This window comes from Yinghuangia sp. ASG 101 (assembly GCF_021165735.1).
Classification (GTDB): domain Bacteria; phylum Actinomycetota; class Actinomycetes; order Streptomycetales; family Streptomycetaceae; genus Yinghuangia.
On record NZ_CP088911.1, the window covers coordinates 6,116,813 to 6,143,165 of the forward strand.

General features: G+C 73.3%; 24 protein-coding genes. 12 read left to right on the forward strand and 12 right to left on the reverse strand.

The genetic code is table 11. The features are described 5' to 3' along the window. Positions 1 to 7 precede the first annotated feature (7 nt). The 6 genes from LO772_RS26200 to LO772_RS26225 all read right to left on the reverse strand — a co-directional run bounded on the left by LO772_RS26200 (position 8) and on the right by LO772_RS26225 (position 5,803). A complete protein-coding gene (locus LO772_RS26200; protein WP_231774491.1) occupies positions 8 to 847 on the reverse strand; it encodes an ABC transporter permease in 840 nt (279 codons plus the stop codon). Beyond that, positions 844 to 1,806 carry an ABC transporter ATP-binding protein gene (locus LO772_RS26205; RefSeq protein ID WP_231774492.1) on the reverse strand — a complete coding sequence of 321 codons (963 nt, stop codon included), beginning with the start codon at positions 1,804 to 1,806 and terminating at the stop codon, positions 844 to 846. Before LO772_RS26205 ends, LO772_RS26200 begins: the two co-directional genes overlap by 4 nt. 69 nt (positions 1,807 to 1,875) lie before the next feature. After that, on the reverse strand, positions 1,876 to 2,511 hold the full coding sequence (locus LO772_RS26210) for a response regulator transcription factor (RefSeq protein ID WP_231779725.1): 636 nt from the start codon (positions 2,509 to 2,511) through the stop codon (positions 1,876 to 1,878). 101 nt (positions 2,512 to 2,612) lie between these two features. Then, positions 2,613 to 3,962 (reverse strand): sensor histidine kinase, encoded by a 1,350-nt coding sequence (locus tag LO772_RS26215; protein WP_231774493.1) that lies wholly within the window; start codon positions 3,960 to 3,962, stop codon positions 2,613 to 2,615. A gap of 286 nt (positions 3,963 to 4,248) precedes the next feature. Continuing rightward, positions 4,249 to 5,148, reverse strand: a complete 900-nt coding sequence (pssA, locus tag LO772_RS26220; protein ID WP_231774494.1) for a CDP-diacylglycerol--serine O-phosphatidyltransferase — start codon at positions 5,146 to 5,148, stop codon at positions 4,249 to 4,251. Further along, entirely contained in the window at positions 5,135 to 5,803 is a 669-nt protein-coding gene (locus tag LO772_RS26225; RefSeq protein ID WP_231774495.1) for a phosphatidylserine decarboxylase, read from the reverse strand. Before LO772_RS26225 ends, pssA begins: the two co-directional genes overlap by 14 nt. Before the next feature lie 409 nt (positions 5,804 to 6,212). Here LO772_RS26225 and LO772_RS26230 point away from each other — a divergent pair, with 409 nt between their 5' ends. From LO772_RS26230 to LO772_RS26250, 5 genes are all read left to right on the forward strand, one after another. Continuing rightward, on the forward strand, positions 6,213 to 6,908 hold the full coding sequence (locus tag LO772_RS26230) for a peptidyl-tRNA hydrolase (RefSeq protein ID WP_231774496.1): 696 nt from the start codon (positions 6,213 to 6,215) through the stop codon (positions 6,906 to 6,908). Positions 6,909 to 7,234: 326 nt separating this feature from the next. Continuing rightward, a complete protein-coding gene (locus LO772_RS26235) occupies positions 7,235 to 7,618 on the forward strand; it encodes an STAS domain-containing protein (RefSeq protein ID WP_231774497.1) in 384 nt (127 codons plus the stop codon). 97 nt (positions 7,619 to 7,715) lie between these two features. Next, complete coding sequence (locus LO772_RS26240; protein ID WP_231774498.1) at positions 7,716 to 8,630, forward strand: NAD-dependent epimerase/dehydratase family protein; 915 nt, start codon at positions 7,716 to 7,718, stop codon at positions 8,628 to 8,630. A 637-nt stretch (positions 8,631 to 9,267) separates the two neighbouring features. After that, on the forward strand, positions 9,268 to 10,230 hold the full coding sequence (locus tag LO772_RS26245; RefSeq protein ID WP_231774499.1) for a peptidoglycan-binding protein: 963 nt from the start codon (positions 9,268 to 9,270) through the stop codon (positions 10,228 to 10,230). A 109-nt stretch (positions 10,231 to 10,339) separates the two neighbouring features. Beyond that, complete coding sequence (locus LO772_RS26250; RefSeq protein WP_231774500.1) at positions 10,340 to 11,722, forward strand: SPFH domain-containing protein; 1,383 nt, start codon at positions 10,340 to 10,342, stop codon at positions 11,720 to 11,722. 78 nt (positions 11,723 to 11,800) lie between these two features. On the opposite strand, the gene egtD is transcribed toward LO772_RS26250, so the two are convergent. The 5 genes from egtD to LO772_RS26275 form a co-directional block, all read right to left on the reverse strand. Then, a complete protein-coding gene (gene egtD, locus LO772_RS26255) occupies positions 11,801 to 12,784 on the reverse strand; it encodes an L-histidine N(alpha)-methyltransferase (RefSeq protein WP_231774501.1) in 984 nt (327 codons plus the stop codon). Continuing rightward, a complete protein-coding gene (gene egtC, locus LO772_RS26260; RefSeq protein ID WP_231774502.1) occupies positions 12,781 to 13,536 on the reverse strand; it encodes an ergothioneine biosynthesis protein EgtC in 756 nt (251 codons plus the stop codon). Before egtC ends, egtD begins: the two co-directional genes overlap by 4 nt. Beyond that, positions 13,536 to 14,882 carry an ergothioneine biosynthesis protein EgtB gene (gene egtB, locus LO772_RS26265; protein ID WP_231774503.1) on the reverse strand — a complete coding sequence of 449 codons (1,347 nt, stop codon included), beginning with the start codon at positions 14,880 to 14,882 and terminating at the stop codon, positions 13,536 to 13,538. Before egtB ends, egtC begins: the two co-directional genes overlap by 1 nt. After that, positions 14,863 to 16,284, reverse strand: a complete 1,422-nt coding sequence (gene egtA / locus LO772_RS26270; RefSeq protein ID WP_231774504.1) for an ergothioneine biosynthesis glutamate--cysteine ligase EgtA — start codon at positions 16,282 to 16,284, stop codon at positions 14,863 to 14,865. Before egtA ends, egtB begins: the two co-directional genes overlap by 20 nt. 142 nt (positions 16,285 to 16,426) lie before the next feature. Beyond that, positions 16,427 to 17,053 carry a hypothetical protein gene (locus LO772_RS26275; protein WP_231774505.1) on the reverse strand — a complete coding sequence of 209 codons (627 nt, stop codon included), beginning with the start codon at positions 17,051 to 17,053 and terminating at the stop codon, positions 16,427 to 16,429. A gap of 129 nt (positions 17,054 to 17,182) precedes the next feature. Here LO772_RS26275 and LO772_RS26280 point away from each other — a divergent pair, with 129 nt between their 5' ends. The 7 genes from LO772_RS26280 to LO772_RS26310 all read left to right on the forward strand — a co-directional run bounded on the left by LO772_RS26280 (position 17,183) and on the right by LO772_RS26310 (position 25,013). Beyond that, entirely contained in the window at positions 17,183 to 17,881 is a 699-nt protein-coding gene (locus tag LO772_RS26280; protein WP_231774506.1) for a response regulator transcription factor, read from the forward strand. Further along, positions 17,878 to 19,239 carry a HAMP domain-containing sensor histidine kinase gene (locus tag LO772_RS26285; protein WP_231774507.1) on the forward strand — a complete coding sequence of 454 codons (1,362 nt, stop codon included), beginning with the start codon at positions 17,878 to 17,880 and terminating at the stop codon, positions 19,237 to 19,239. Before LO772_RS26280 ends, LO772_RS26285 begins: the two co-directional genes overlap by 4 nt. A 455-nt stretch (positions 19,240 to 19,694) precedes the next feature. Beyond that, the gene (locus LO772_RS26290; RefSeq protein ID WP_231774508.1) at positions 19,695 to 20,414 is read left to right on the forward strand and encodes a DUF6629 family protein; all 720 of its coding nucleotides are present in this window, start codon (positions 19,695 to 19,697) and stop codon (positions 20,412 to 20,414) included. A gap of 133 nt (positions 20,415 to 20,547) precedes the next feature. Further along, the gene (locus LO772_RS26295) at positions 20,548 to 21,342 is read left to right on the forward strand and encodes a metallophosphoesterase family protein (protein ID WP_231774509.1); all 795 of its coding nucleotides are present in this window, start codon (positions 20,548 to 20,550) and stop codon (positions 21,340 to 21,342) included. Between the two features lie 82 nt (positions 21,343 to 21,424). Further along, positions 21,425 to 23,929: a DEAD/DEAH box helicase gene (locus LO772_RS26300; RefSeq protein ID WP_231774510.1), complete on the forward strand. Its 2,505-nt coding sequence runs from the start codon at positions 21,425 to 21,427 to the stop codon at positions 23,927 to 23,929. 221 nt (positions 23,930 to 24,150) lie between these two features. Next, positions 24,151 to 24,342, forward strand: a complete 192-nt coding sequence (locus LO772_RS26305; protein ID WP_231779726.1) for a chaplin — start codon at positions 24,151 to 24,153, stop codon at positions 24,340 to 24,342. Positions 24,343 to 24,551: 209 nt separating this feature from the next. Continuing rightward, positions 24,552 to 25,013, forward strand: coding sequence for a hypothetical protein (locus tag LO772_RS26310; protein ID WP_331717269.1), 462 nt, complete (start codon positions 24,552 to 24,554; stop codon positions 25,011 to 25,013). A 49-nt stretch (positions 25,014 to 25,062) separates the two neighbouring features. Here LO772_RS26310 and LO772_RS26315 read toward each other — a convergent pair whose 3' ends face one another. Beyond that, the gene (locus tag LO772_RS26315; protein WP_231774511.1) at positions 25,063 to 26,094 is read right to left on the reverse strand and encodes a terpene synthase family protein; all 1,032 of its coding nucleotides are present in this window, start codon (positions 26,092 to 26,094) and stop codon (positions 25,063 to 25,065) included. Positions 26,095 to 26,353 lie beyond the last annotated feature (259 nt).

Below are 26,353 nucleotides of genomic sequence, written 5' to 3' on the forward strand. Positions count from 1 at the left end.
CCGTCGGCTACAGCATCTCGCGGCGGAGCGTGCGCACCAGGCCGCCCGCGAACGGGAGGGCCGTGAACAGCGCCGTCGACGTGGTCAGATGCGCCCACTCCGCGCCGGTGATTCCGCCCTCCTCGCTCAACGGCGTCAGCGCGCGCCCCGGGTCGATCCAGGTCATCGTCGCGTCGAGCGCCGAGACGGTGTCGCCGAGGATGCCGAGCACGAGGGGCACGGCGTAGAAGCCCAGGATCGACAGCGTCGGATTGCCCAGCAGCATCCCGAAGGCGAGGCCGGCGAACACCGCGATCGCGCAGTCGAGGACGCGGGTCGCGACCAGGCCGAGCGGGATCGACCAGCCGCCGTCGGCGTTGCCCGTGGCGAGGCCGAGCGCGTGGCCGCCCACGGTCACCAGGGCGCTCACGCCGATCCCGCACACCGCGAGGACCAGCCCGGCCTGCGCCTTCGCCCGTACGACGCGCTCACGGGCGGGGACCAGCGCGAACGTGGTCAGCCCGTCGCGCTGCGACCACTCGGCCGTGACGGCGACGATGGCGACGACCGGCAGCAGCAGCGACAGCCCGGTCTGCGACGCGAGGAAGATGTCCGCCGACGTGCGGTCGCCCGCGTCGCCCGCGAAGACGACCAGGCAGGTCAGGCCGACCATCGTCAGACCGATGACGGCGAGCACCCAGCGCCCCGAGCGGGTGTCGGTCATCTTGCGCAGCTCCACGAGCGTCAGCAGCCGCGACGACGGCGCGGCCGGGGCGGCGCCGGGAGCGAACGCCGCGTGCGGGGAGGGAGGTTCGGTACGGGCACCGCGCGGCCCCGCACCCGCGGTCCCGATATCGGTCGCACTCATCGCCCCGCCCTCCCGACCGCACTCGCGGTCGTCTCCGCGTCGTCGCCCGTCCGCGCGGACGGGCCCGCGCCGGATTCCGCCCCCGCCCCCGTCAGGCTCAGGAACAGTTCCTCCAGCCCCAAATCGTCGGCACCGCGCAACTCCACGAGGGCGACGCCGCCGCGCGCCGCCGCCCGCCCGACGTCGGCGGGGCCCGCGTCGACCACGAGACCGCCGTCGGCGTGCGCCTGGCGTACCGTCAGCCCCGCCCCGGTGACCGCGCGGTGCAGCGCCTCGGGTTCCTCAGCCCGCACCACGGTTCCCGAACGCCCCCGCAGCAGCTCGTCCTTGACACCTTGCGCGACCACGCGACCGCGCGCGATCATCACGAACCGGTCGGCGACCGCCTCGACTTCGAGCAGCAGATGGGACGACAGCAGAACGGTCCCGCCCCGGTCGGCGAAGTCGCGCAGCAGCCGGCGCATGCCGTGGATCCCCTCGGGGTCCAACCCGCTCGACGGTTCGTCGAGGATCAGCACGCGCGGCTCACCGAGCAGCGCCTGGGCGATGCCGAGCCGCTGACGCATGCCGAACGAGTAGCCGCCGACCCGCCGGTGCGCGGCCGACGCGAGGCCGACCTCGTCCAACACCGCGCGCACGCGCCCGCGTTCGACGCCGAGCAGCAGCGCGGCGAGGGTCAGCGTCTCGTGGCCGCTGCGCCCCGGATGCCGGGCGGCGGCGTCGAGGAGCACCCCGACGTGCCGCCCCGGGTTCGCAAGGGCGCGGTACGGCACCCCCAGCACGCTCGACCGGCCGCCGCTCGGTTCGGCCAGACCGCAGATCATGCGCATCGTCGTGGATTTGCCGGCGCCGTTCGGCCCGAGGAACCCGGTGACCGTCCCGGGCTCGCAGACGAAGGAGACATCGTCGACGGCACGGTGGTCCCCGTACCGCTTGCTGAGATTTTCGACGGTGATCATGCCGTCGAGCGTGCCGCCCGCGCCCGCGGCCCGGCATCGGCCGGACGTCGACGCGCGGCCGACCAAGGGCTACCGCGCCCGTCCGTCGGTCGGTGCGTCGCCGGCCGGCCCGCCGTCCCGGGCGTCGTGGACGAGCAGCGCGATCTGCACGCGGTTGTTGAGGTCGAGCTTGGTCAGCAGCCGCGATACGTAGGCCTTGACGGTCGCGACGCTCAGCGACAACGCGCGCCCGATCTCGGCGTTCGTCGAGCCGCGCCCCACCAGGGCGGCGACCTCTCGCTCGCCCGGGCTCAGCCGGGCGAGGAGCGTCCGCGCCCGCTCCTGCCTCGGATCGGTGCCGGTGACCGCGACGAGCTGCATCATGCGGCGCAGCACCGGGGGCGACATCATCGGCTCACCGGACGCGACCAGGCGGATCGCGCGGGCGATGTCCGCGGGCGGCGTGTGCTTGAGCAGGAAGCCGCCCGCGCCCGCGCGCAGCGCCCGCAGCACGTGGTCGTCCGTGTCGAACGTCGTCATGACGATGACCTGCGGCGCCTCGGGCCGGGCCCGCAGCCGGGCGGTGGCGGCGAGGCCGTCCATGACGGGCATGCGGATGTCCATGAGCACGACGTCGGGCCGGTGCTCGCGGACCGCCGCGTCCACCTCCGAGCCGTCCGCGGCCTCGCCGACGACCTGGATGTCCTCGGGGCCGGAGAGCATCATCGACAGCCCCGCCCGGACGAGCGCGTCGTCGTCGACGAGCAGGACGCGTACCGGATCGGGGGTGTCGCGCGGCGGTTCGGGGACGAGGTGCTCGGGTCGGCTCACGGACTCCACGGTAGCCAGGCGCGGAGCCGGAATTCACCGTTGTCCCGGCCGTGCTCCAGTGTGCCGCCGACCAGGCTGACGCGTTCGCGCAGCCCGATGAGCCCGGCCCCGGAACCGGGGATGGGCGGCGTGGCGAGCGGTCCGGAGCGCAGGGGGTTCACGATCTCGACGCGCAGGCCGGCTGCGCCGGCGGTGTCGACGCGTACCGAGACCGGCTCGCCGGGCGCGTGCTTGCGGGCGTTGGTCAGGCCCTCCTGCACGATGCGGTACGCGTGGCGGCCGAGCCGGTCCGGGACGTCCGGGAGCAGCCGCGTCTCCGGGTGGCCGTCGGCTTCGGCGCCGAAGGGACGGTGTTCGGGCGCGCCGCCCGCGGCGACGGCCGGGTCGCCGGTCGCCGCGCCGACGGGGGTGGCGGAGGGCTCGGCGCGCCCGTCGATCACCAGTTCGACCGATGCCCCGGCGCGGCGTGACTGGCCGATGAGTGCGGGCAGGTCGGCCAGCGTCGGTTGCGGGCGGTCGGCGGAGCCGTCGTCGGCGTCCGCCGCGTGCCGGCGGTCGTCCGCGGCCGACACGGACTCGGTGCGGAGCATCCGGATCACCTCGCGCAGATCCTCCAGTGCGTCGTGCGCGCACTGGCGGATGACCCCCGCCGCGCGCGCCTCCTCGGCGGAGGCCCCGGCGCGGAACTCCAGCGCCCCGGCGTGCACCGCGAGCAGCGAGACGCGGTGGGCCAGGACGTCGTGCATCTCGCGGGCGATGCGCTCGCGTTCCTGGTGGCGGGCCTCGTCGACGCGCAGACGCTGCTCGTTCTCCGCCTGCCGGGCGCGGTCCTCCCAGGAGGCGACGAGCAGGCGCTGCGAACGCACCAGCATGCCGGTGGTGAGGGCGACGGCGTCGAGGAACAGGAACGTACCGACGCCCTGCCAGTAGTCGCTGGGGGACGTCCCGCCGATTTGGAAGAGGACCAGGACGAGTGCGGCGTGCGCGCCCGTGACGATCAGTGCGGTGCGGGCCGGGCGGTGGACGGCCACGCCGAAGAACGCCGCGACCGCCAGGCCCGAGACCGGTACGGCCACGAACCCGGTGAGGATTCCGGCGACCGCGAGGGCGATGGGGTGGGTGCGCCGGAAGACGAGCATCGCGACCGCGGCCACCGCGCCGGCGGTGACCTGCGCGGGGACGTTCTCGCGCACCACCGGGTCGTCGGACATGGTGGCGAGCAGGAGCAGCAGGCCCACCGCGAACCCGAGGACCGCGACGGCCGCGTCGACGGCCCACTGCCGCCGGTCGCGCCGCAACCGCCGCCCGAAGCGCGCGAGCGGCGGCGACCCGGGGGCTCCGGACATCTCCCGAACTCCCTCGCGTCGTGCCGGTGCGGTGCGCGGGACCCGGCGCCGCCGGGCGGCCTCCGCCGTCGCCGACCACCGGGACCTGACGCGTCGAGCGTAACCGGACCGCATGGACCGGCGGCAGCGGCGGAAGTCGCTCCGCGGTCGACTTTGGTCGACGCGGAGCCGCCACCCGGCCGCGCCGAGCGGACGCCCCGGCACAGCAGCGCACACACGACGACGGCCCCGGTGGAAGACCGGGGCCGTCGTGACATCTGCGCGGCCGAAGTGCGCCGCGTCCGTGCTAGCGGATCATGCGGACGCCGATGAACCGGGCGCCGCGCCGCGTCATCGCCATGACCGGGATGCTGAGCGCCAGCGAGACCTGGAGGCACGCACCCATCATCAGCATCGAGTCGCCGCCCGGGGAGTCCGTCGCCCACAGCGTCAGGCAGCTGACGCTCGCGGCGATGAACAGCATCGTCAGGATCGCCAACTTGCCCTGCGGCTTGGGGTATTCGATCCGGCTGACCATGAGCCACGCGGTGAGCAGGATGCCCGCGGCACCCACCGCGAACGGCAGGTTGAGCAGCACGATGGAGACCACCGTCAGCGCGCCCATGGGAATCGGCATGCCCTGGAACACCCCCGGGCGTCCGGGCGTCGAGGCGAACCGGGCCAGCCGCAGGACTCCCGCGATGAGCACCGACAGGGCGACGAGCACCGCGGGGGTCTTGTCCGGGCCGAGCGGGATCGCCGCCCAGGTGACCACGAAGAACGCGGGGGCGACGCCGAAGGAGATGACGTCGGCGAGGTTGTCCAGCTCGGCACCGAGGGCCGAGCGGCGGAACCGGCGTGCGACCAGGCCGTCGCACAGGTCGAACAGCGAGCCGATCAGCATGAGCACCACGGCCGCGGCGGCACTGCGCCGGTCGGCGGGCACCCCGTTGCCGTCCATGTGCTGGGCGACCGTCGCCACCGCGAGGAAGTAGACGGCGAGGAATCCGCACGCCGCGTTGCCGAGGGTGAGGACGTCGGCCGCGGAGATGCGGGACGACAGCGGAGTCTCCTCCGCGTCGGGGTCGGTGCGCGGAATCGGCCGCTCGTCGGCGTACTCCGCGACCGGGACGATCTTGTCGAATCGGTCGAAGTTGTCGAATCCCTCGAAACCGTCGAACCCGTCAAGGCCGTCAGACCTGGTCAAGGCGTGTCTCCCCGGCTCGTGTCCGCTGACCGACCGTGACCGCCGGCTCGATGCCGGGCGGAAGGTAGACGTCGACCCGCGACCCGAAGCGGATGAGACCGATGCGCTCGCCGACCTCCACCTCCGCACCCGGTTCGAGGTAGGGGACGATCCGGCGCGCCACCGTCCCCGCGATCTGCACCAGCTCGATCTCGCCGCGCGGGGTGTCGAAGACCCAGACGACGCGCTCGTTGTTCTCGCTCTCCTTGTTGAACGCCGGAATGTAGCCGCCGGGCTTGTGCTCGACCGACTTCACCACGCCGGTCAGCGGGGCACGGTTCACGTGCACGTTCAGCGGGCTCATGAAGGTGGCGACCCGGGTGCGCCCGTCGGGCCAGGGGTCGATGCTCTGCACGACGCCGTCGGCCGAGGCGATGACGCCGTCGTCGCCGGGGGTGCGCTCCGGGTCGCGGAAGAACCACAGCATTCCGCCGGTCAGCGCGAGCGCCGGGACGGCGGCCACGGCCCAGCGCCGGGAGCGGAGCGCCGCACAGCCGGTCACCGCGGCGGTCAGCGCCGTCGGCACCAACCAGGGGGAAGCCCCCCGGGCGAGGCGCACGCGCGCACCGCGCGGCGGGTCGACTGTGGAGGTCGGCGCTGGGGAATCGTCACTCATCGAGAACCTTTGTCGGGGGCTTGCCCGTCGGGACCGGGCGGCACTCGCGGGATGCTACCTATACGGAGGGTCATTGCGCCTCATGCCTGGTCGAGTCTTTGACCGAGGGCCTGCGCGCAAATCGCCAAAATGGCGTGGTTCCCGGGTGTATCGCGTCCGGGAGCCACCGTCAGCTCGTCGCTTCAAGGTTGCCCGGCGGATACGCTCGGTGCCAAATCTCCTTCCTCGACGTTGGCCGCTGAAATGGGCTGACGGTGACGAATGCCGCCATCTTGCAGGTTTTGTGACACACGCGTGACATATATGGGATGGGCCGCGTCCCGCCGGGGCCTCTTCCCCGCCCCTCGCCGCCCGTCGCGGCACGGTCGGAGGGGCGCGTCCGCCGCGGGCGCTGCGGCATGATCGGCGCATGAGTTCCGCCGCGCCCGTCGCCGACCGCGACGCCGTTCCGCAGTTCGTCCTTCCGCTGGTGGTCCGGATCGAGCGGGACGTCCCGCCCGCCCGGACGGCGGCGTTGGAGGCCGCGGCCCGGGCGGTGCTGGTGTTCCTCGCCGACGAGCGGTCGGTCGCGGGGGAGTGGGCTTCCCGCGTCACGGCGTGGACCGACGGCCGGATCCGCAAAGTGGTGCGCCGGGCCCGCGGGGCCGAATGGCGGCGTGCGGCGGCGCTGGACGGCATCACCCTCGCGCACGAGGGCGCCGAGGTGCGGGTGTTCCCGCCCGTACCGCTCGACGCGTGGCCCAAGGAGCTTGCCCGGCTCCAGGTTTCCGGCACCGAACTGGACGACCCCGCCGCACCGCCGCCCCCCGCGCCCGGCGTGCCCGTGCTGTGGTTGAACCCCGACCTCGCGATGTCGGCGGGCAAGGCGATGGCACAGGCCGGCCACGGCGCGCAGTTGGCCTGGCTCCGGCTCGGCGCCGAGGCGCGCGAACGCTGGGCCGCGGACGGCTTTCCGCTGGCCGTGCGTACCGCGTCCGCCGCCGCGTGGCCCGGGCTGACGGCGGCGGATCTGCCCGTCGTCCGGGACGCGGGGTTCACCGAAATCGCCCCCGGTTCCTGCACCGTCGTCGCGGACATCGCCGAACTGCGCGGTTGTGCGCACTGATTCGCCGGTGCGCAGCGTCACAGCGTCGTTGCTTTCGGCAACTCCCCCCGGATGTCGGGGTTTTCCCATGCCGACGCCGTCGGCCCGTGGCGCGCAACGGGTCTGATAGCACGTCACTCCGCGTGCTCGGGGCGGTTTTTGGAACATCTCGGTGACAGTTTCGGGGAGCAACCGAGACCGGTACGTGACCATGGTCGCCGGGTTCCGCCGCGAACCGGCCACTACGGTGGACGGCGGCCGGGCTTTTCGCCCGGCCTCCGCGCCGCGCGGCCAGGGTTGCGGTCCGCACGGGCGGTGCCCGACCGCCGACCAGGGAGCGCCCGCGAGTGAATCTCCAGGTGACCACCGAGGACCACCAAGGCTGGACCGTGCTGTTCGTCGCCGGGGAGGCCGACTTCGCCGTCGTCCCGGAACTGGGCGAGAACGTCAGACGGGCGGTGGCCCAAGGGCGTCACCATTTGATCCTGGAGCTCACCGACGTCGTCTTCTGCGACTCGACCGGGATCGGCGCGCTGGTCGGCGCGCGGCGGTTGCTGCGGTCGTGTTCGGGCCAATTGCGACTGGTGATGCCGGCCAACGGCGACCACCACGTCAACCGCGTGTTCACCGCGCTCGGGCTGCGCCGCCTGTTCGACGTCCACCCCACGCTGGACGAGGCGCTGGCCGCCGAGGGCCCCGGCGACCGGGAGGCCGAGGCGATCACGGCGTGACCGCGCCGGGCGTCCCCCGCCCGCGATCGTTGTTTCGGTCAAGCGATTGGGCTACGGTACGACCCGCTCTTGACCGCCCGGCAGGGGGAGGCTCGGCGTGGCACTCGAAGGCCGCAAGATCGTCGTCACCGGCGTCACCGGACAGGTGGCCGAGCCCGTGGCCAAACTGCTCGCGCGCGACAACGACGTCCACGGCGCCGCCCGGTTCACCGACGACGACGCCCGCGCGCGCCTCGAAGCGGCCGGTGTCACCTGTGTCCGCGTCGACCTGGCGACCGGCGACGTCGCGGATCTGCCGGCCGACGCCGACTATGTCCTCAACTTCGCGGTCGCGAAGAGCGGCGAGTGGGACGCGGACCTCGACGCCAACGCGGGCGGCGTGCTGTGGCTCATGGAGCACCACCGCGCCGCGCGCGCCTTCCTGCACTGCTCGTCGACGGCGGTCTACCAGCCGGACGGGCACCGCGCGTTCCGCGAGACCGACCCGCTGGGCGACAACCACCGGGTGTGGTCGTTCCTGGAGACCTACTCCATCTGCAAGATCGCGGCGGAGGGCGCGGCCCGCTGGGGTGCCGCCCGCCACGGCCTGCCGACCACGATCGCGCGGCTGAGCGTGCCGTACGGCGACCACGGCGGCTGGCCGGCGATCCACCTGGAGATGATGCTCGCGGGCGCGCCGGTCGAGGTGCACCGGGACGCCCCGAGCGTCTACCACCCGATTCACGAGCAGGACATCGTCGCCTCCCTGCCGGGGCTGCTCGCCGCCGCCGCGACGCCCGCGACCACCGTCAACTGGGGCGGCAGCGAAGCGGTGAGCATCGAGGACTGGTGCGCCCACCTCGGAGAACTGACGGGTGTGAAGCCGCGGTTCGAGGCGACCGACGCGACGATCGCGAGCGTCGCCCTGGACCTCGCCCGCATGCACGAGGTCACCGGCGTGACCCGCGTGCACTGGAAGGACGGCATGCGGCGCATGGTCGAGGCGCTGCACCCGGAGCTTCTGACGGCCTGACACGCCGGAGCGAGCGCACACGAGCCCCGGCCCCGGCGGCTCGCGCGGAGGACCCCAGCCCGAGTGCGGCGGCCCGGGTGCCGCGTACGTCCGGCGCCCGCGTCGCGCGCGACCGCGCAGAAGGAATACCGCGCCGCTCGCGCGCCGCGCGCCGGAGTGTCGGCACCGGCGCTCGCGCCGGGTGACTCACTCCTGTGCATCCGCGCGCGACGCCTCCCCCCGCGGGTGGGTCCGAGATCCTGCCGTGTCGCGGCCAACCCCCCGCGGTGGCCCAAGAGTTCGTATTCCTTCCGCGCGCCTCGCCAACCTGTCGGTCCGTCACTTTCCGCCGGACGGCGGGCGCCTGTCGGACCGTCGAACGGGTGAATGAGGGTTTATAGGGCATTGCACAGTTAGTGACCTGATTGGACCGAATGAGAGTGACTTGTGTGATTAGTGGTGTTCCAATCGAGCCATCAACGGACCGGCCAACAGGCCGACGGCAAGGCAGGTTTCCATGAAAGACCCGGTGTTCGACGAAATCGCAGACACGTCCTGCGCGTGCCCTGCGTGTACGGCGGAAAGGCGTCGGCAGGGGCAAGCCCTGCGCTCCGGAGGCAATCCGGCCCGCCGCGCGCGGCGGACCGCGGCATCGGTCGTGATCGCGGGATTCGTCGCGGCGGGCGTCACCCCCGCGACGGCACACGCGCTGGACGCGGACCAGACGCTCGACGACCAGGGCCAACCCCGACAGCCGGCCGACAGCCGGCCGCACGACCACGCCCAACCACTCCCCGAGGAGGAACGCGACGACGGACTCCGCGCCATCCCGGACAGCGAGGACTGGCAGGTCGCCGCCGGCAACCCGCAGGGTTCTCCCGGGCCGCTGCGCTTCGGGTCGAGCGGAGGCAAGACCGCCGCGGCCCCGCTCTCCGCGCTCCGCGCCCCGACGAAACTGGCGACGATCACCCGCGCCCAGGTGCTGCAGCGCGCCCAGACGTGGGTCAACGCCGGCGTGCCGTACAGCCAGACGGCGTACAACGGCGGCTACCGGCAGGACTGTTCCGGGTTCGTCGCGATGGCGTGGGCACTCGGCCAGAACGCCTGGACCGGCGACCTCGACACCTACAGCACGAAGATCGCCAAGAGCGACCTCCGGCCCGGCGACATCCTGCTCTTCCACAACGCGGCCAACCCCTCGTCCGGGTCGCACGTGATCATCTTCGAGAAGTGGGCGGACTCGGCGCGCACGAAGTACGTGGGCTACGAGCAGACGCCGCCCGGCACCCAGCACCGCACCATCCCGTACGCCTACTTCACGTACGCGACGAGCTACACGCCCTACCGGTACAAGAACATCTCCGACACCGGGTCGACGGCCGCCGGCGCTTTCCCCGGCGCGCAGTACTTCGGGCCGGGCCAGTCGAACGCGTACATCACCCAGCTCGGCGAAGCGCTCGTGGCCAAGGGCTACGGCGGCTACTACACCAAGGGCCCGGGCCCGACCTGGAGCGCCGCGGACCAGCAGGCCACCGCGGCCTTCCAGCGCGCCCAGGGATGGACCGGTGCCAACGCCGACGGAATACCGGGACCGGAGACCTGGTCGCGCCTGATGAGTTGACCGCACCCGCCGCACCGCGACGGACGGTGTCGCACACACCGGTACGGAACCACCCAGGCGCAAGCCGACGCCACGGAACGGCGTCGACGACGACGCGTGAGGAGCACAAATGACACGCGAGGACTCGACAGGGGAAACGAGGGCGCCGCGTCCCGCGGGCCCGGCGACCACACCAGCCCCGACCGCCGACCTGCCGGAGGACCGGCCCCACCCCCGCACACCCCACGTGCACATGACCGTGATCGAACGAAAGGACCCCGACGACGGCACCGCCCTCGACGGCCGCGTCCTGGACACCGCCGAGATCCGCGTCCTGGACGCCTCGGGGCTCGTGGCGCCGGCCGCCGTGATTCCCGTGCCCGAACCGGCGCATCTGCGGCAACTCGTCCGCCTCCCCGACTCCTTCGCCCCACTCCGCCCCGCGACGACCGCGTCGGACGGGCCGTTCCGGAGCACGGACATGGCGGCCCGCGCCGACGCGGCGCCCGCCGAGGCGGCCCCGGCTCCGCCCCCGGCGGCGTACGAGGCCTACGCCGCCGGCCGGCCGTGCGCTCCCGCCGCCTACGCGCGATTCCCGCGCACCGACCCCGAGTTGCGCGAGTACCCCGCCCGGTCGCTGCCCGGCTGGTCGGCCGTCCTCGGGATCGTGGCGTCGCTGGGCGCGGTCGCGTGGGCGGTCGCCGTGACCGGACCGATCGACGACCGGCTGCCGGAACGCGTCCGGGGCAACCCGGTGCTCGACACCGCGCATCCCGTCGCGATCGGCGTCGGGGTCCTCGGAGCCCTGCTCGCGCTGGTGCTGGTCCTCGGGATGTTCGTCGTGGAGGCCGGTACCGCGCGTGTGCTCAGCCGCTTCGGCCGCTACCGGGGCACCGTCCGCCGCACCGGGCTGGTGTGGGCGCCCCCGCTGTGCCGCCGCGACCGGGTCGACGCGGGCATCCGCCACTGGCGCAGCCGCCCCATGGAGCTGACGGACCGTCAGGGTACCCCGCTGCAGGTCATGGTCCTCGTCGTGTGGCAGGTCCGGGACACCGCCCGGGCCTGCTTCGCGGTGCGCGACTGCGAGCAGTACCTGCGCCGGCAGATCGAGGCGGTGGCCGGCGGCGTCGTCGCGACGCTGCCGTGCGACAGCTTCACCCCCGGAACGGCGTCGCTGCGCGACACCGAGTACGTCAACGGCGAGATGACGCGCAAGCTGTCGGGGGCGCTGGCCGCGGCCGGCATCCAGGTGTTCTCCGCCCAGATGCTGCACGCCGACTACGCGCCGCAGGTCGCCGACTCGATGCTGCGGCGGCGCGTCGCGAGCCTCGACGCGGCGACGCGCACGGCGGTGCTCGACGACGTCGTCGAGACGGTCGCGCAGGCCGTCGACGAGTTCGGGCGCCGCGCGCTCATACGCCTCGACGACGACAGCCGTGCGGGGTTCGTCCGCGAACTGACCGTCGCGATGTACGCGACCCGCACCACGCCCCCCTCTCCGCCACGGCCCTGACAGCCCGCCGAACCCACGACACCCCGCGACCGTCAGGCCGCGGGGTGTCGTTTGTGGCGGGGGCTCTCGCCCGGCGGGCTACACCGGAACGGCGAGGGCCACGCCGAAGCGGTTCTCCGCGTCGGTCCACCAGCGGGTGACCGCGAATCCGGCGCGCTCCAGCTCGGTGACGAGGCCGGAGGCGCGGAACTTCGCCGAGATCTCGGTACGCAGTTCCTCGCCGTCGGCGAACTCGACCAGCAGGTCCACCGCGGCGAGCTTCACCGACTGGTCGCCCCGCGCGCGCAGGCGCATCTCGATCCACTCCCGCTCGGCGTTCCACACCGCGACGTGCTCGAACCGCTCGATCGCGAAGTCCCCGGCGAGTTCGCGGTTGAGGACGTGCAGGACGTTGCGGTTGAACTCGGCGGTGACACCCTGCGTGTCGTCGTACGCCCGGACCAGCACCGTCGGGTCCTTGACGAGGTCGGCACCGAGCAGGAAGCCGTCCTCGGGCCGCAGCTGGGCGCGGACCGCACCCAGGAACGCGGCCCGTTCGTCGGGCAGCAGGTTGCCGAGCGTGCCGCCGAGGAACGCCACGAGCTTCGGCCCGGGTTCGTCGTCGGGGATGCCCAGGTGCGCCCCGAAGTCGGAGACCACCGCGTCCACCGTCAGTCCCGGGTAGTCGCGCAGCAGCGACTCCCCCGCGTCGACGAGGGCCGCCTCGCTGACGTCGACGGGCACGTAGCGCTCCAACGACCCGGCGCCGCGTAGCGCGTCGAGCAGCAGGCGGGTCTTCTCCGAGGAACCGGAGCCCAGTTCGACGAGGCTGTGGGCGGGGACGGTCTCGGCGATGTCCGCCGCGTGACGGCGCAGGATCTCGCGCTCGGCACGGGTGGGGTAGTACTCGGGCAGCTTGGTGATCTCCTCGAAGAGGCGGCTGCCGCGAGCGTCGTAGAACCATTTGGGGGACAGCCACTTGGGATCGGCGCTGAGGCCGAGGGAGGCGTCCCGGCGCAACGCGTCCGCGAGGTAGCCCTCGGGGAGGTGGCCGCGCACGCTGAGCCTGGTCGATCGGGTCACGGGTCCTTCAACTCCTTGGCCGTCAGCGGATGGAGGCGGACGGCTCCCCGAGCGGCCGTCACGAGTGTGTGGTCGGGGACCGGGGTCCAGCCGCCGTCCGCGTCGGGTTCGGAGGCGAGGAACACCCCGTCCGGCGTGGTGCGGTGGAAGAGCGTGTCGCCGTGGGCGGTCGCGGTGATCGTCTCGCCGTCCGTCACCAGCAGGTTGAACCGGCCGTCGGTGTGGGCGGCGGCGTCCGCGACGACCGCGGCGACCGCCCGGCCGACGGGCTCGCCGTCGGCCAGGCGGCGGCGCAGCAGCGCCCACAACAGGGCGGAGTCGCACCGGGATTCGAGGGACAGCAGGTCTTCCGGCGGGAGCGTCGCGGCCAGCGCGCCGAGGCCGTGCGGCCACGCGTCGAGGCGGCCGTTGTGGCTGAACAGCCACGGCCCGTCGGCGTACGGCGCCGCCGCGTCCTCGCCCTGCGTGGTCCCTTCGGTGGCCGACCGGACGGCGGCGAGCAGCGCGCGGGTGCGCGTGACCCGGGCGACGTCCGCGAACGACGGGTCGGCCCAGATGGGGACCGCCCGCCGGTAGCGCGCCGGGCGGGGATCGCCGTCGGCGTACCAGCCGACCCCGAAACCGTCGGCGTTCACGGTGCCGAACTTCTGCGCGCGCGGCTGCCAGGACTGCTCGTACAACCCGTGCGGCGGCGCGACAACGAGTTGGTGCAGACTCAACGGGGCTCCGGCATAAGCCAGGTGACGGCACATCAGCGCGGCCCCCCGCCCGTCTCCCGGTCGGGCAGCGAGCGTGCGGTGCGCAGGCCCGCGAAGATCTGCCGCCGCTGCGGGAAGTCCCAGTTGCGGAACGTCCCGCGGCAGGCCACCGCGTCGGTGCCGAACGAACCGCCGCGCAGGACCTTGTGGTCCGTGCCGAAGAACACCTCGGAGTACTCCTTGTACGGCCAGGCCGAGAACCCCGGGTAGCCGGTGAAGTCGCTCGACGTCCACTCCCAGACGTCGCCGAGGAGTTGGCGCACCCCGTGGGCGGACTCCCCGGCGGGGTAGGCGCCGGCCGCGGCCGGGCGCAGGTGGCGCTGGCCCAAGTTGGCGTGCTCCGCGGTGGGTTCGTCGTCACCCCACGGGTAGGTGCGCGACCGGTCGGCGGCGGGATCGTGGCGTGCGGCCTTCTCCCATTCGGCTTCGGTGGGCAGCCGCCGCCCGGCCCAGCGGGCGTAGGCGTCGGCCTCGAACCACGAGACGTGGACGACCGGTTCGTCCGACGGCACCGGCTCGGTCACCCCGAACCGCCGGCGCAGCCACTGGCTGCCGTCACGCGTCCAGAACGCGGGGGCGGCCCACTCCTCGCGAACGCGGTGCGCCCAGCCCGGCTCGGCCCACCAGCGCGGGTCGTCGTAGCCGCCGTCCGCCATGAACTCCAGGTAGGAACCGCACGTGACGGGGACGGTGTCGAGGGCGAACGCGGCCACGTGCACGGCGTGCGCCGGGCGTTCGTTGTCGAGCGCCCACGGGTGCGTCGAGGTGCCCATCGTGAACGTGCCCGCCGGGATGACGACTTCGTTTGACGCGACCGGAGCCGCCGAGGGCGGCTCGGGGGCCTCCAGCACCGGGCCGCCCGCACGGAGCTGATGGGTCGCCAGCATCGTCTCGTCGTGCTGCTGTTCGTGCTGCGCGATCATGCCGAACGCGAACGCGTCCCGGGTGAGCGGGTCGTCGTCCGACGACGCGCGGTCCATCAGGTCCAGGACGCGGGCGCGCACGTCGCGGGCGTAGGCGCGGGCCTCGGGCGGGCCCAGCAGCGGGAGTTGCGGGCGGTCGACCCGGGCGTGCCGGAACGCGTCGTAGATGTCGTCGAGTTCGGGACGCATCGGCTCCTGGCGCCCCACGCCGCGCAGCAGCCACAGCTCCTCCTGGCACGCGATGTGCGCCAAGTCCCACACGAGCGGGGACATCAGCACGGAGTGCTGCCGCATCAGGTCGGCGTCGTCGACGCTGTCGGTCAGGGCCGCGGTGCGCCGCCGGGCGCGCTCCAGGACGCGCCACGCGTCCTCGGGCGTCACCTCCGGGGCGCGGTCGTCAGCGTGCGGGCGCGGCATGGCGGGCTCCCTTGGGTGCGCCCCCCGGCGTCGACTCGTCGCCCGGGCAGCGCCCCCGATCCGTGTAGCGGTACGCGAACTCGACGGCGTCGGTGAAGACCTGCGGCGACACGCCCAGGCGCGGCAGCGCGTCCAGGGCGGCGGCGGTCAGGGCCCGCGCGGTCGTGCGCAGCAGCGGCTCGGCGAGGCCGAAGCGGGCGGCGCGCAGCCACCACGCGTACGGCGGCGCGGCGGCGGCGGAGCGGGCCAGCTGCTCGGTGTGCTCCCAGGCCCGCGCGGACGCCGTCGGGTCGTCGAGGAGGGCGGTGGCGATCGCGAGCGGGATCGTCCAGCCGTCGCCGGGCTGCGCGTCGATCATGCGCATCTCGAAGTGCGTGCCGTGTGCGCGTACCGGTGGGAACAGCGTCGACATGTGCAGTTCGAGGTCGGCCGAGGTCGGCCGGCGGCCGAGGGCGCCGCGCGTCCAGTCGCGGAAGGTGACGGCCTCGGCGGGCATCGCCCACTCGGTGTGGCCGTCGCGGCGCACGCACATCACCGGCGCGTCCATGACGTACCGCGCCCACACCTCGCGCGGGTCGGTGCCCTCGTCGTACAGCGGCGGGCGGGTCCGTGCGGCGTCGAGCCGCGACCAGGCCAGCTGCCGCGTCGACGCCCAGCCGGTGGAACGGCCGCCGTGGTGCGGGGAGTTGGCGAACGCCGCGAGGAGGACGGGGCCGATGCGGTGGGCCAGCGCCCACCGGTGCCGCACGCCGTTCGGGCCGGCGGACTCGTCGCCCGGGTTCAGGCAGACCTGGACCGAGGCGGTGCTGCACATCATCACGCGGCCCCAGTGGCCGGTCAGGTCGAAATAGCGCTCCATCGCGGCGTAGCGCGGCGTCTGGAGGGTGCGGTGCGGTGCGCGGTAGGCGTCGACGCCGGCGCCGACGAGGACGAGCCCGGCCTCGGCGGCGGTGTCCCGCAGCAGGGCGATGTCCAGTTGCGCCGCCTCGATGCACGTGGCGAGGGACGGGCCGACCGCCGAGCTGAGTTCGAGTTGCCCGCCGGGTTCGAGGGTGATCCGGCCGCCGCCGGGCAGCGGGCCGTTCGCGAGGGCGGCGCTGACGCGCTCGCCGGTGACCGGCCAGGCCGGGTCCGATTCGTCGCGCACGAGCCATTCGATCTCGACGCCGACGGGCCCGGGGGGCGAGGCGCGCAGGCAGTTCTCCGCCGCGTACACCTCGGCCAGGTGCTCGCTCAGTGGTTCGCCGGGATGTGCGCCCGGGCCCGCGAGCGCGGGGTCGACCAGGGCCGTCAGCGGCGGTTCGAGCGGTGTGAGGGGTTCGTACGGGGGGCCGGTGGCGTCACGGGATATGTGCCCCGGGTCGTCAGGTCCGTGCGCGTGGCGTGCGGGTTCCTGGGACATTGGCCGCCTCCTGGGAGGAATGGGCTGATCGGATCGCGATCCGACCCCCGCCTACCCGTTAGCCCATCCCGACATGCTTAACGGAATCAAACGCACGTCCGAACACCAGGCGCCGGGAGCGCGTATTCGACGGGACCCGGCCTCAGGATTCGTAGGTCACCGCGAGGGGCGGGTGGGCGATCCAGGACACGAAAACCGACGAGGTCCGGGCACCCCGGGTGAAGTCGACACGGAGCCACCGGCCGCCCTCGTGGACCTTGACCGACCACCCCGAATGCGGTGTCGCGGCGATCAGCGTCGCCGCGGTGGGCGTGAAGGTGAACGCGGCCCGGCCGCCCTTCAGCTCGAAACCCTGCGTCGACCCGGCCTGGCCGCCGGGATCGGCGTCGACGCGGATCACGGGGGCCTGGGCGTCGGCCGCGTCGCCGTCCGGCGGGTCGGCCGCCCGGCTGGTGGACGGGGGCGCGGACGACGACGGCGGGTCCGAGGAGGGCCGCGCCGAGGTCGGGCGGGGGGACGCGGACGCGGTCGGTCGGCTGCTCGTCGGCGCGGTCGTCTCCGGCGCGATCGAGACGGCCGCCTCGGGCGCGGGGAGCAGGGTCGCCGGGTCCGGCGCGGGCCCCCGGACGGCGTTCGCGGCGAGCGCGGGGGCACGCGGCGCCTCGAAGACCGTGCCCCGCAAAACCGTGCGCACCCCGTACCAGGACAGCGCGACGGCCGCGGCCGTCACCGCCAGCCAGGCCGCGAACCTCGCCATCCCTCGTCGCACGCGCCCATCCTGCCGTGCCCGCCGCCCGGCCGCGGCCCAAGGGGCCCTCCGGGGGGCCGGGCACCCGTGCGCGGCGAATCAGGAGGCACGTGGCCGCGCCCCCGCCGTCGGCCGCTACGGTTTCGGCTCATGGCACTGGTGCTCGTGGTCGAAGACGACCCGCTCGTGCGGTCGGCGCTGACGCGTCACCTCACCCGGGAGCAACACGGGGTCCTCGGCGTCGGCACCGCGCTGGAAGCGCTCCGTGAGGTCGGTCGGCACCCCTTCGACGTCGTCATCCTCGACCTGGGGCTGCCCGATCTCGACGGCCGCGAGGCACTGAAGATGCTGCGCGGCATCTCCGACGTGCCCGTCATCATCGCCACCGCGCGCGACGACGAGGCGGAGGTCGTGCGGCTGCTCAACGCCGGCGCCGACGACTACGTCACGAAGCCGTTCTCCGGGGAGCACCTGGAGGCGCGCATGTCCGCCGTGCTCCGGCGCGCACGCGGGCGCGCCTCCGAGGGCGATGCGGGGGACCCGGGGGACGTGCTGCGCACCGGCGGCCTGCGGGTCGACCTGCGGCGCCGGACGGCCGACCTGGACGGCACTCCCCTCCAGCTCAGCCGCCGCGAGTTCGACCTGCTGGCGTTCCTCGCCGCCCGCGCGGGCTCCGTCGTCCCGCGCCGCGAGATCCTGGCCGAGGTGTGGGGCCAGGCGTACGGCGACGACCAGACCATCGACGTACACCTGTCGTGGCTGCGGCGCAAGCTCGGCGAGACCGCCCGGGAGCCGCGCTACCTGCACACCGTGCGCGGCGTCGGGGTCAAGCTGGAGGCTCCCCCGTGAGGGGCACCCTGGTCCGGGTCGCCCTCGCGGTGACCACCATGGTCGCGCTCGCGTTCCTGATCCCGCTGGGGCTGGTCGTGCGCGAGATCGCCCGGGACCGCGCGTTCGCCGACGCCGAGCGTCAGGCGGCGGCCCTCCAGCCGGCCCTGGTCATCACCACCGACCGCGCCGCCCTCGAACCCGCGCTCGCCGGCGTGCCCGCCGGGGTCGCGGGCCGCGTCGCGGTACACCTCCCGGACAGCGGCGTCATCGGGCGCTCGCGGGCCTCCCCGGACGCCCTCGACCGGGCCCGCGACCGCGCGCAGGCGTTCCGGGTGCGCACGGACGGCGGCTGGTCGCTCCTCCAGCCCGTCGCACTCGACCACGGCCGGGTGACCGTCGTGGAGGTCTACGTCCCGGACGCCGACGTCTCGCGCGGCGTCGGCACCGCGTGGCTGGTGCTGACCGGCGTCGCCGTGATGCTCGTCGGCGGGTCGCTGCTCGTCGCCGACCGGCTCGGCGCCCGCGTCGTACGCCCCGCGAAGGCCCTGGCCGGCGCCGCCCGCACGCTCGGCGGCGGTGACCTGACCGTGCGCATCACCCCGGAGGGACCGACCGAACTCCGGGACGCCGCCACGGCGTTCAACGCCATGGCGGACCACGTCGAGAAGCTCATGGCCGCGGAACGCGAGCTGGCCGCCGACCTGTCCCATCGCCTGCGCACCCCCCTGACCGCGCTGCGCCTGAACGCCGCCGCCCTCGGCGACGGCACCGTCGCGGACCAGACCCGGCACACCGTCGCGCAGTTGGAGCGCGAGGTGGACCAGATCATCCGCACCGCGCGCAACCAGACCACCGCCGTCGAACGCCTCGGCGGCGACCTCGCCGAAGTGGTGCGCGACCGCATCGCCTTCTGGTCCGCACTCGCCGAGGACGAGGACCGCACATGGCGGCTCGACGGCGCCGACGAGCACGACGGGCCCGTCCGCGTGCCGGTGCCGCGCGCCGAACTGGCCGCCGCCGTCGACGCGATGCTCGGCAACGTCTTCCGGCACACCCCCGAGGGCAGCCCGTTCGCCGTGACGCTGCACGTCGGCGGGCCGCCCGCGGGCGAGACCGTGATTCTGCTGGTGGCCGACGGCGGCCCCGGCATAGCCGATCCGGAGACCGCGCTGCGCCGCGGCCACGGCGACGGCCGCGAGGGCTCGACCGGCCTCGGCCTCGACATCGTGCGGCGCGTGGCCGAGTCGACCGGGGGAGAGGTGCGCCTGGAACGCTCCGTGCTGGGCGGCGCGCAGGTCGCCGTCCGCTTCGGGACCGGAAGACCCGCCGCGGGCCGTCGGCGCCGCAGGGCACGCAAAAGCCGCGGCGACCACTGACGCCGCGGAGGACACCGGGAGAAGAAGGGGCGCGGGCGCACCGGGTGGGGGTGGGTACGCCCGCGCCAAGGGGAATCGCGTCCCCTTGTTGGCACAGACCCTGGGGGGTTGGGTCGAGCCTCGGCCGCCCGGTGGGGGGGAGCCCCGCGAATCCGGAACGGCCTGCGCGAGCAACGTTAACGAGATCTGCGGCGCTTGAACACCGGAACGCCATGATTTAAGGAAGGCTTAAGTCGAACTACACCTGCTTCGTCGCAGCTGTCACGGAACGTCCGGTACGGAACGCGCAACGCCGAAACGGCACATGGGGAATGCCTTTGCCCTGGCCGGGGCTGTAACCGCGCGAGGCGGTCGCGCCGGTTCCGGGCCCCGGAGCCGCGAACGACCCGTCTCCTCGCGCGTCCGCAGGCCGTGCGTGTCACGCTGGAACAAGCAGTACGGGAGCGCGAAGTCGTATGTGTTGGAGTGCCACCGCCGATGTGATCGCCGGAACCGCCGTCAGCGCGGTGGGTGTTGCCACGCTCGCGTCGGTACGGCGGGCACGCGACGTGCCCCTGGCCTCACTTCCGCTGTGGCTCGGCTTCCACCAGCTCGTCGAGGCGGTCGTCTGGCGCGGCGAGGAGGGCAAGGCCACCGCGCAGGCCGCGGAACTGGCCCGCGGGATATGGGCGTTCATAGCGTTCCCCCTGCTGCCGGTGCTGGTCCCGCTCGGCGTGCTCGCGGCGATGTGGCCCACCGCGGGCCGCAATCGGCGTGCCGCGCTCGCGTCGCTGTCCGGAATCGGCCTCGTGGTCGCGGCGTTCCTCGGCGCCGCGCTCGCGGACGGGCCGGTCCGCGCGCGCGTCCACGGCCACACGGTGCAGTACGCGATAGGCATAGACCACCCCTATCCGCTCATCGCCGGGTACCTGGTCGCCACCCTCGGCGCCCTGCTGCTGTCCGGGGACCGCATCCTCGTGGTCTTCGGCGCCGTCGGGGCGGTCGGCGCCGGGGTCTGCGGCTGGCTGTGGACCAAGCAGTTCGCCTCCACCTGGTGCGCGCTCGCGGCCGTGGCGTCGGTGCTCCTGTTCGCGTGGGTGCGCTCCCGGGCCGAGGGCGCCTCCGCCGACGAGACCGGCAGGGCGGGCCACGGGGCGTACCGCTACTCCGAGCACACGAAGCACCGCCCCGCGTGACCGACCCGCGATGACGCGCCGTCAAAAAGCGGCGGTGCCCAGCGCATACGCCGCGGCCGGGCCCGTCGAGGGGCGGGCAACCGACAAGATCCACGGGCGCGTTCCGGCAGGGTCACGCCGTACCGTAAGGAACATGCGCGTTCTCAACGGCAAAGTGGAGCCGATCACCCAGGTCAGATACCGGCGTGCGCGCCGGGGCGGCGGCACCGAGAGCGCGCTGCTCACCGTCGAGAGCCTTCGCGTCGACACCCTTCCCGACGGCGTCGACGCCGTCGTCCTGACCGGTGACCTCCAGGGCATCGCGCGGTCCCCGTACGGCGGCGACGAGGTGCTGCTCGGCATCGCCCTCGCGGACCACATGGCGGTGTGGGCGGCCACCGGCCTGCTGCCGGCCCTCGACCGGGTCGGCGTCGTCCTGGCCGGCGACCTGTACTCCGCGCCGCGCGCCGACCGCCGCGGCGCGTCGGGCGAGGTCGTCGACGTGTGGCTCGCCTTCGCCGCGGCCGGCAGCGCCTGGATCGTGGGTGTCGCCGGCAACCACGACCTGCTCACCCCCGAGGACGTCGCCGGTCTCGGCGGCGGCGCGGCCCTCCTCGACGGCGGGACGGTCGAGTACGGCGGAGTCCGCTTCGGCGGCGTCAGCGGCGTCATAGGCGACCCCCGGCGCACCGACCGCCGCGCCGAGGAGGAGTTCCTGGCGCTCCTCGCCGCGGTGGGCCGGGCCGACCCGGAAGTCCTCGTCCTGCACGAGGGCCCCGCCGGAGCCCGACGGGAGCAGTACGGCAACCCGGTCATCGGCGCCCGCCTCATCGGCGGCACGGCCGCCCTGACCGTGTGCGGGCACATCCACTGGGACCGCCCGCTCGCCCGGCTCGGCGCCGGCCACGTCGTCAACGTCGACGGGCGCGTCATGATCCTGACCCGGTGAGCCCCGCCGGTTCCGGGACGGAAGCGGAGGCGGTTTCCGGACCGCGCCACACGAGGCCGGCCGCACCGGGCAGGATGGAGGCGTGAACCTCATCGACCGCCTCCCCTCCGACACCGACCCCGACAGCCTCTTCGAGGCCTTCTCCGCCTGGACCGAAGAGCGCGGGATCAGCCTGTACCCGGCCCAGGAGGAAGCCCTCATCGAGGTGGTCTCCGGTGCGAACGTCATCCTCAGCACGCCCACCGGGTCCGGCAAGTCGATGGTCGCGCTCGGCGCGCACTACTACGCGCTCGCCCGGGGCAGGCGCACCTTCTACACCGCCCCGATCAAGGCCCTCGTCTCGGAGAAGTTCTTTGATCTGGTCAAGGTCTTCGGGACGTCCAACGTCGGGATGATGACCGGCGACGCCGCCGTCAACGGCACCGCGCCGATCGTGTGCTGCACCGCCGAGGTCCTGGCGCAGATCGCGCTGCGCGACGGCGCGGACGCCGACGTCGGCCAGGTCGTCATGGACGAGTTCCACTTCTACGCCGAGCCGGACCGCGGCTGGGCGTGGCAGATCCCGCTCCTGGAGCTGCCGCACGCGCAGTTCGTGCTCATGTCCGCGACGCTCGGCGACGTGACGCGCTTCGAGGCCGACCTGACCCGGCGCACCGGCCGCCCCACCGCGGTCGTGCAGTCCGCCGTGCGCCCGGTCCCGCTGACGTACGAATACGTCACGACGCCCATCCACGAGACGCTCGAAGAGCTGATGCGCGTCGGCCACGCACCCGTCTACGTCGTGCACTTCACGCAGGCCGCCGCCGTCGAGCGCGCCGCGTCGCTGATGAGCATCAACCTGGCGACCAAGGAGGAGAAGAAGCGCATCGCCGACCTCATCGGCCACTTCCGCTTCACCACCAAATTCGGCCGCAACCTGGAGCGGTGGGTCAAGCACGGCATCGGCGTGCACCACGCCGGCATGCTGCCCAAATACCGCCGCCTCGTCGAACGCCTCGCGCAGGCCGGCCTGCTGAAGGTCATCTGCGGCACCGACACCCTCGGCGTCGGCGTCAACGTCCCGATCCGCACGGTGCTGTTCACCGCCCTGTCGAAGTACGACGGCGTGCGCGTACGCCGGCTCCGGGCCCGCGAGTTCCACCAGATCGCCGGCCGCGCCGGGCGCGCGGGATTCGACACCGTCGGGCACGTCGTCGTCCAGGCACCCGAGCACGAGATCGAGAACCTGCGCGCCCTCGCGAAGGCCGGCGACGACCCCAAGAAGCGCCGCAAGGTCGTCCGCAAGAAAGCCCCCGAGGGTTTCGTCTCGTGGAGCGGCGAGACCTTCGAACGCCTCCAGACCGCCGAGCCGGAGCCCCTGACCTCGCGCTTCAAGGTCAGCCACGCCATGCTGCTGTCCGTCATCGGCCGCCCGGGCAACGCGTTCGAGGCGATGCGGCGCCTGCTGACCGACAACCACGAGGACAAGGCAGCGCAGCGCCGCCACATCCGCGACGCCATCGCGATCTACCGCTCCCTGCTCGACGGCGCCGTGGTCGAACGCCTGGAGACCCCCGACCCCGACGGCCGCGTCGTGCGGCTCACCGTCGACCTCCAGGACAACTTCGCCCTCAACCAGCCGCTGTCCACCTTCGCCCTCGCCGCGTTCGACCTCCTCGACCGCGAGTCCCCGGCGTACGCGCTCGACCTCGTCTCCGTCGTCGAGGCGACGCTCGACGACCCCCGCCAGATCCTCGCCGCGCAGCAGAACAAGGCCCGCGGCGAAGCGGTCGCGCAGATGAAGGCGGACGGCATCGAGTACGAGGAGCGCATGGAGCTGATCCAGGACATCACCTACGACAAGCCGCTCGAAGAGCTGCTGGAGCACGCGTACGAGGTCTACCGCACGGGCCACCCGTGGGTCGGCGACCACGAGCTGAGCCCGAAGTCGATCGTCCGGACGATGTACGAACAGGCCATGACGTTCGTCGAGTTCACCAACTTCTACGAACTCGCCCGGGCCGAGGGCATCGTGCTGCGCTACCTCGCGAGCGCCTACAAGGCACTCCAGCAGACCGTCCCGGACGACCTGAAGACCGACGACCTGCTCGACCTGATCGAATGGCTCGGCGAGATCGTGCGCCAGGTCGACTCCAGCCTGCTCGACGAATGGGAGCAGCTCGCCAACCCCGAGGCGGTCGAGGCGGGCCCCGACGTGCTGGACGAGAAACTGCGCCCGGTCACCTCCAACGCCCGCGCCTTCCGCGTCCTGGTCCGCAACGCGCTGTTCCGCCGCGTCGAACTGGCCGCGCTGCGCAAGTACCACGACCTCGGCGAGCTGGACGCCGAATCGGGCTGGGACGCCGACCGCTGGGCGGACGCGATGGACGGCTACTACGACGAGCACGACGAACTCGGCACCGGACCGAACGCGCGCGGCCCCAAGATGCTCCTCGTCGAGGAGGACGAGTGGAGCTGGCGCGTGCGGCAGATCCTCGACGACCCCGAGGGCGACCACGACTGGGGCATCAGCGCCGAAGTCGACCTCGCCGCGTCCGACGAGGAGGGCCGCGCGGTGGTCAGGGTCACCGGCGTGGACCGCTTCTGACGTTCCCCGGGCGCTACGCCGAACGAGGGAATGCCTGTCGGTATTCCGTGGGAATTTCACATATTTGTCGGCGAATTCACCCTTGTGTCGGTTGTGTCCCTCCGGTCGGACGATGAACGTGGGTCGGGAACCGCCGCCCGGCGGAGCCCACTCGTCCTCAGGGAGTACACGTGACCAGCTGGATCAAGAAGTCGGCCGTGATCGTCGCCGCCGCCGGTGTGATGGCGGGCCTCGGAGCCGGTGCCGCCGCGGCCGACTCCGGCGCCGGGGGCGGAGCGGTGGGCTCGCCGGGCCTGATCTCCGGCAACAATGTCCAGATTCCGATCCACCTGCCGATCAACATCTGCGGCAACAGCATCGACATCGTCGGGCTCCTGAACCCGGCGGGCGGGAACGTCTGCGTCAACGCCTGACGTCCGCCGCCGGGCCGGTTCCGAACGCTTTCGGACGGCCCGCCGACACGGCCCCCGCGTCGCCTCGCCGGCGGCGCGGGGGCCGCGCCGTGTCCGCGGAGCGCCGTCGAATCCGGCACCGGCGGACGGTATACGGCACCATGTCCCCCATACCTGCCGCGCACCCCGCCGCACGCACCCCAGCCGCCGCGACCCCGAGGGACGATGCCGTGCCCACCTCCGCCGCCTCCGCCAGGCCCGCCTCCGCCGATTCCGCGTCCTCGTGCTGCGCCTCGTCCCGCGGCGGCTCGAAGTGGTCGGCGGGATCCGAACGTTCGGTGCTCTCGCTCTGGTCGCGCGACTCGGTCCTGTCGATCGGCTCGGACGGCTCGGTGCTCTCCATCGGGTCGATCGGATCGGCCGCCTCGGTGGCGTCGATCGGCTCCGCGGTCTCCGTGCTGTCCGTCGGCTCGTGGGTCAGCCTGGGATCCGTGCTCTCCGCGGCGTCGCGCTGGTCGGTGATGTCGTGGCGGTCCGTCGGCGGGTGCCTGGACGCCAACGCCGCGCGCCGCTCCCCGAAGGGCTCGACGCGCGGCGTCGTCACGGCACTCGCCCTGGTCGGCGCCGCCGGGGGGCTGTGCGCGACGGTGCGTGCGGGGCGCCGCCGGACGGCGGGGTGCTTCGTCGGCTGACCCCGCCGCCGACCCCGCCGACCCGCCGAGCCGGACAGCAACCTTCCGGTCAACCGGCCTGACGCAAAGAGTCCAGGTTCGCCGGCGTCTCCAGGTACGGCGCCGGGCCGGTCAGGACCGCCGGATCGCCGACCGCGTACCGCCCGCTGTGGAGCCCCCATTCGTAGTTGCCGCGTATCCAGTCGCCGGTCCCGGCCACCGCACGGTCGACCGACTCCCGTTCCGCGCCCGTCAGTTGCAGCTCGTCGCACATCTCCGGGACCCTGCGGTGCAGCGCCACGACCTCGTCGAGCAGCTCGTACGTCATGCGGACCGCCTCGTCCAGCGCCGCCGACCGCGAGCAGCGCAGGTGCCGCTGCAGCACCGTCACCAGGTTGTGCTGGTCGCCGCGCGACTCCTCGCGGTCGAGGGAGTGCACGTCGTTCATGTACGCGATGCAGTCGGTCGCGGCGTGCCGCAGCCGCCGCATCACCGGGTGGGCCTGCACCTGCGGCGGCACCTCGAATCCGCCGACGCGCTCGATCGCGTCGAGGGAATGCTGGAGGCCGACCGTGTGCTGGCGCAGCGCCGCGTAGCCCTCCAGGTCGATCACCTCGCGGTGTGTCGCCAAATGGATCTCGCAGACCGCCGCGGCCATGAACCGCGCCCAGTTGCTCGCGAAGCGGTTCTGCCATGTCTCGGACATGCCGGCGCACATCTGCGGCCAGATCTCCACCCACGCCAGAGTCACCGGGCACACGACGTCGGGCGGCGTGCCCACGGGGCGGAACGGGATCGCGATCATCTCGCGCGCCACCGCCGACACCTGGGCGGGAAGGTCGCCCGACGCGTCGAACTGGTCGTCGAAGAGGAACGCGAAGCCGAACCAGTTGACCAGCATGTCCAGATCGGCGCCGACCGCGTCCGGGTAGGTCCGCGCCGCGGCCTGCGCGAGGTCCCAGGACGCGTACTCGGCCAGGCCCGCCGCGCCGCGTACGAGGCGATGGTCCCAGGTCCAGTCGAGGTTGCGCTCCCGGGCGCGGTCCACGTCGGAGCTGATGCGGGACGGGAAAGGAATGGTGAAGTGAACAGACTGCGGCATCTGGTCCTCCGTTCGACTAGCCGGCGACCGGCGTCCCGGCTCCCACCCGAGCCGCCGGACAGTCGTCCGCGGACCACCGACGTCCGCCGATCGTTCCCACGACTCGACTCACCTGTACCCCGGGGGGATACCCCTCTCAAGGTCCCCGGAGCGGAGAATCACCCCTGGTTGCCTCACTGTGACCGAAACGGCAATTCCCAAGCAATATCAGCCAGTTGCCGCCGGGGCGCACGGCGGAAACCGATCGCGGAGCGTTTGC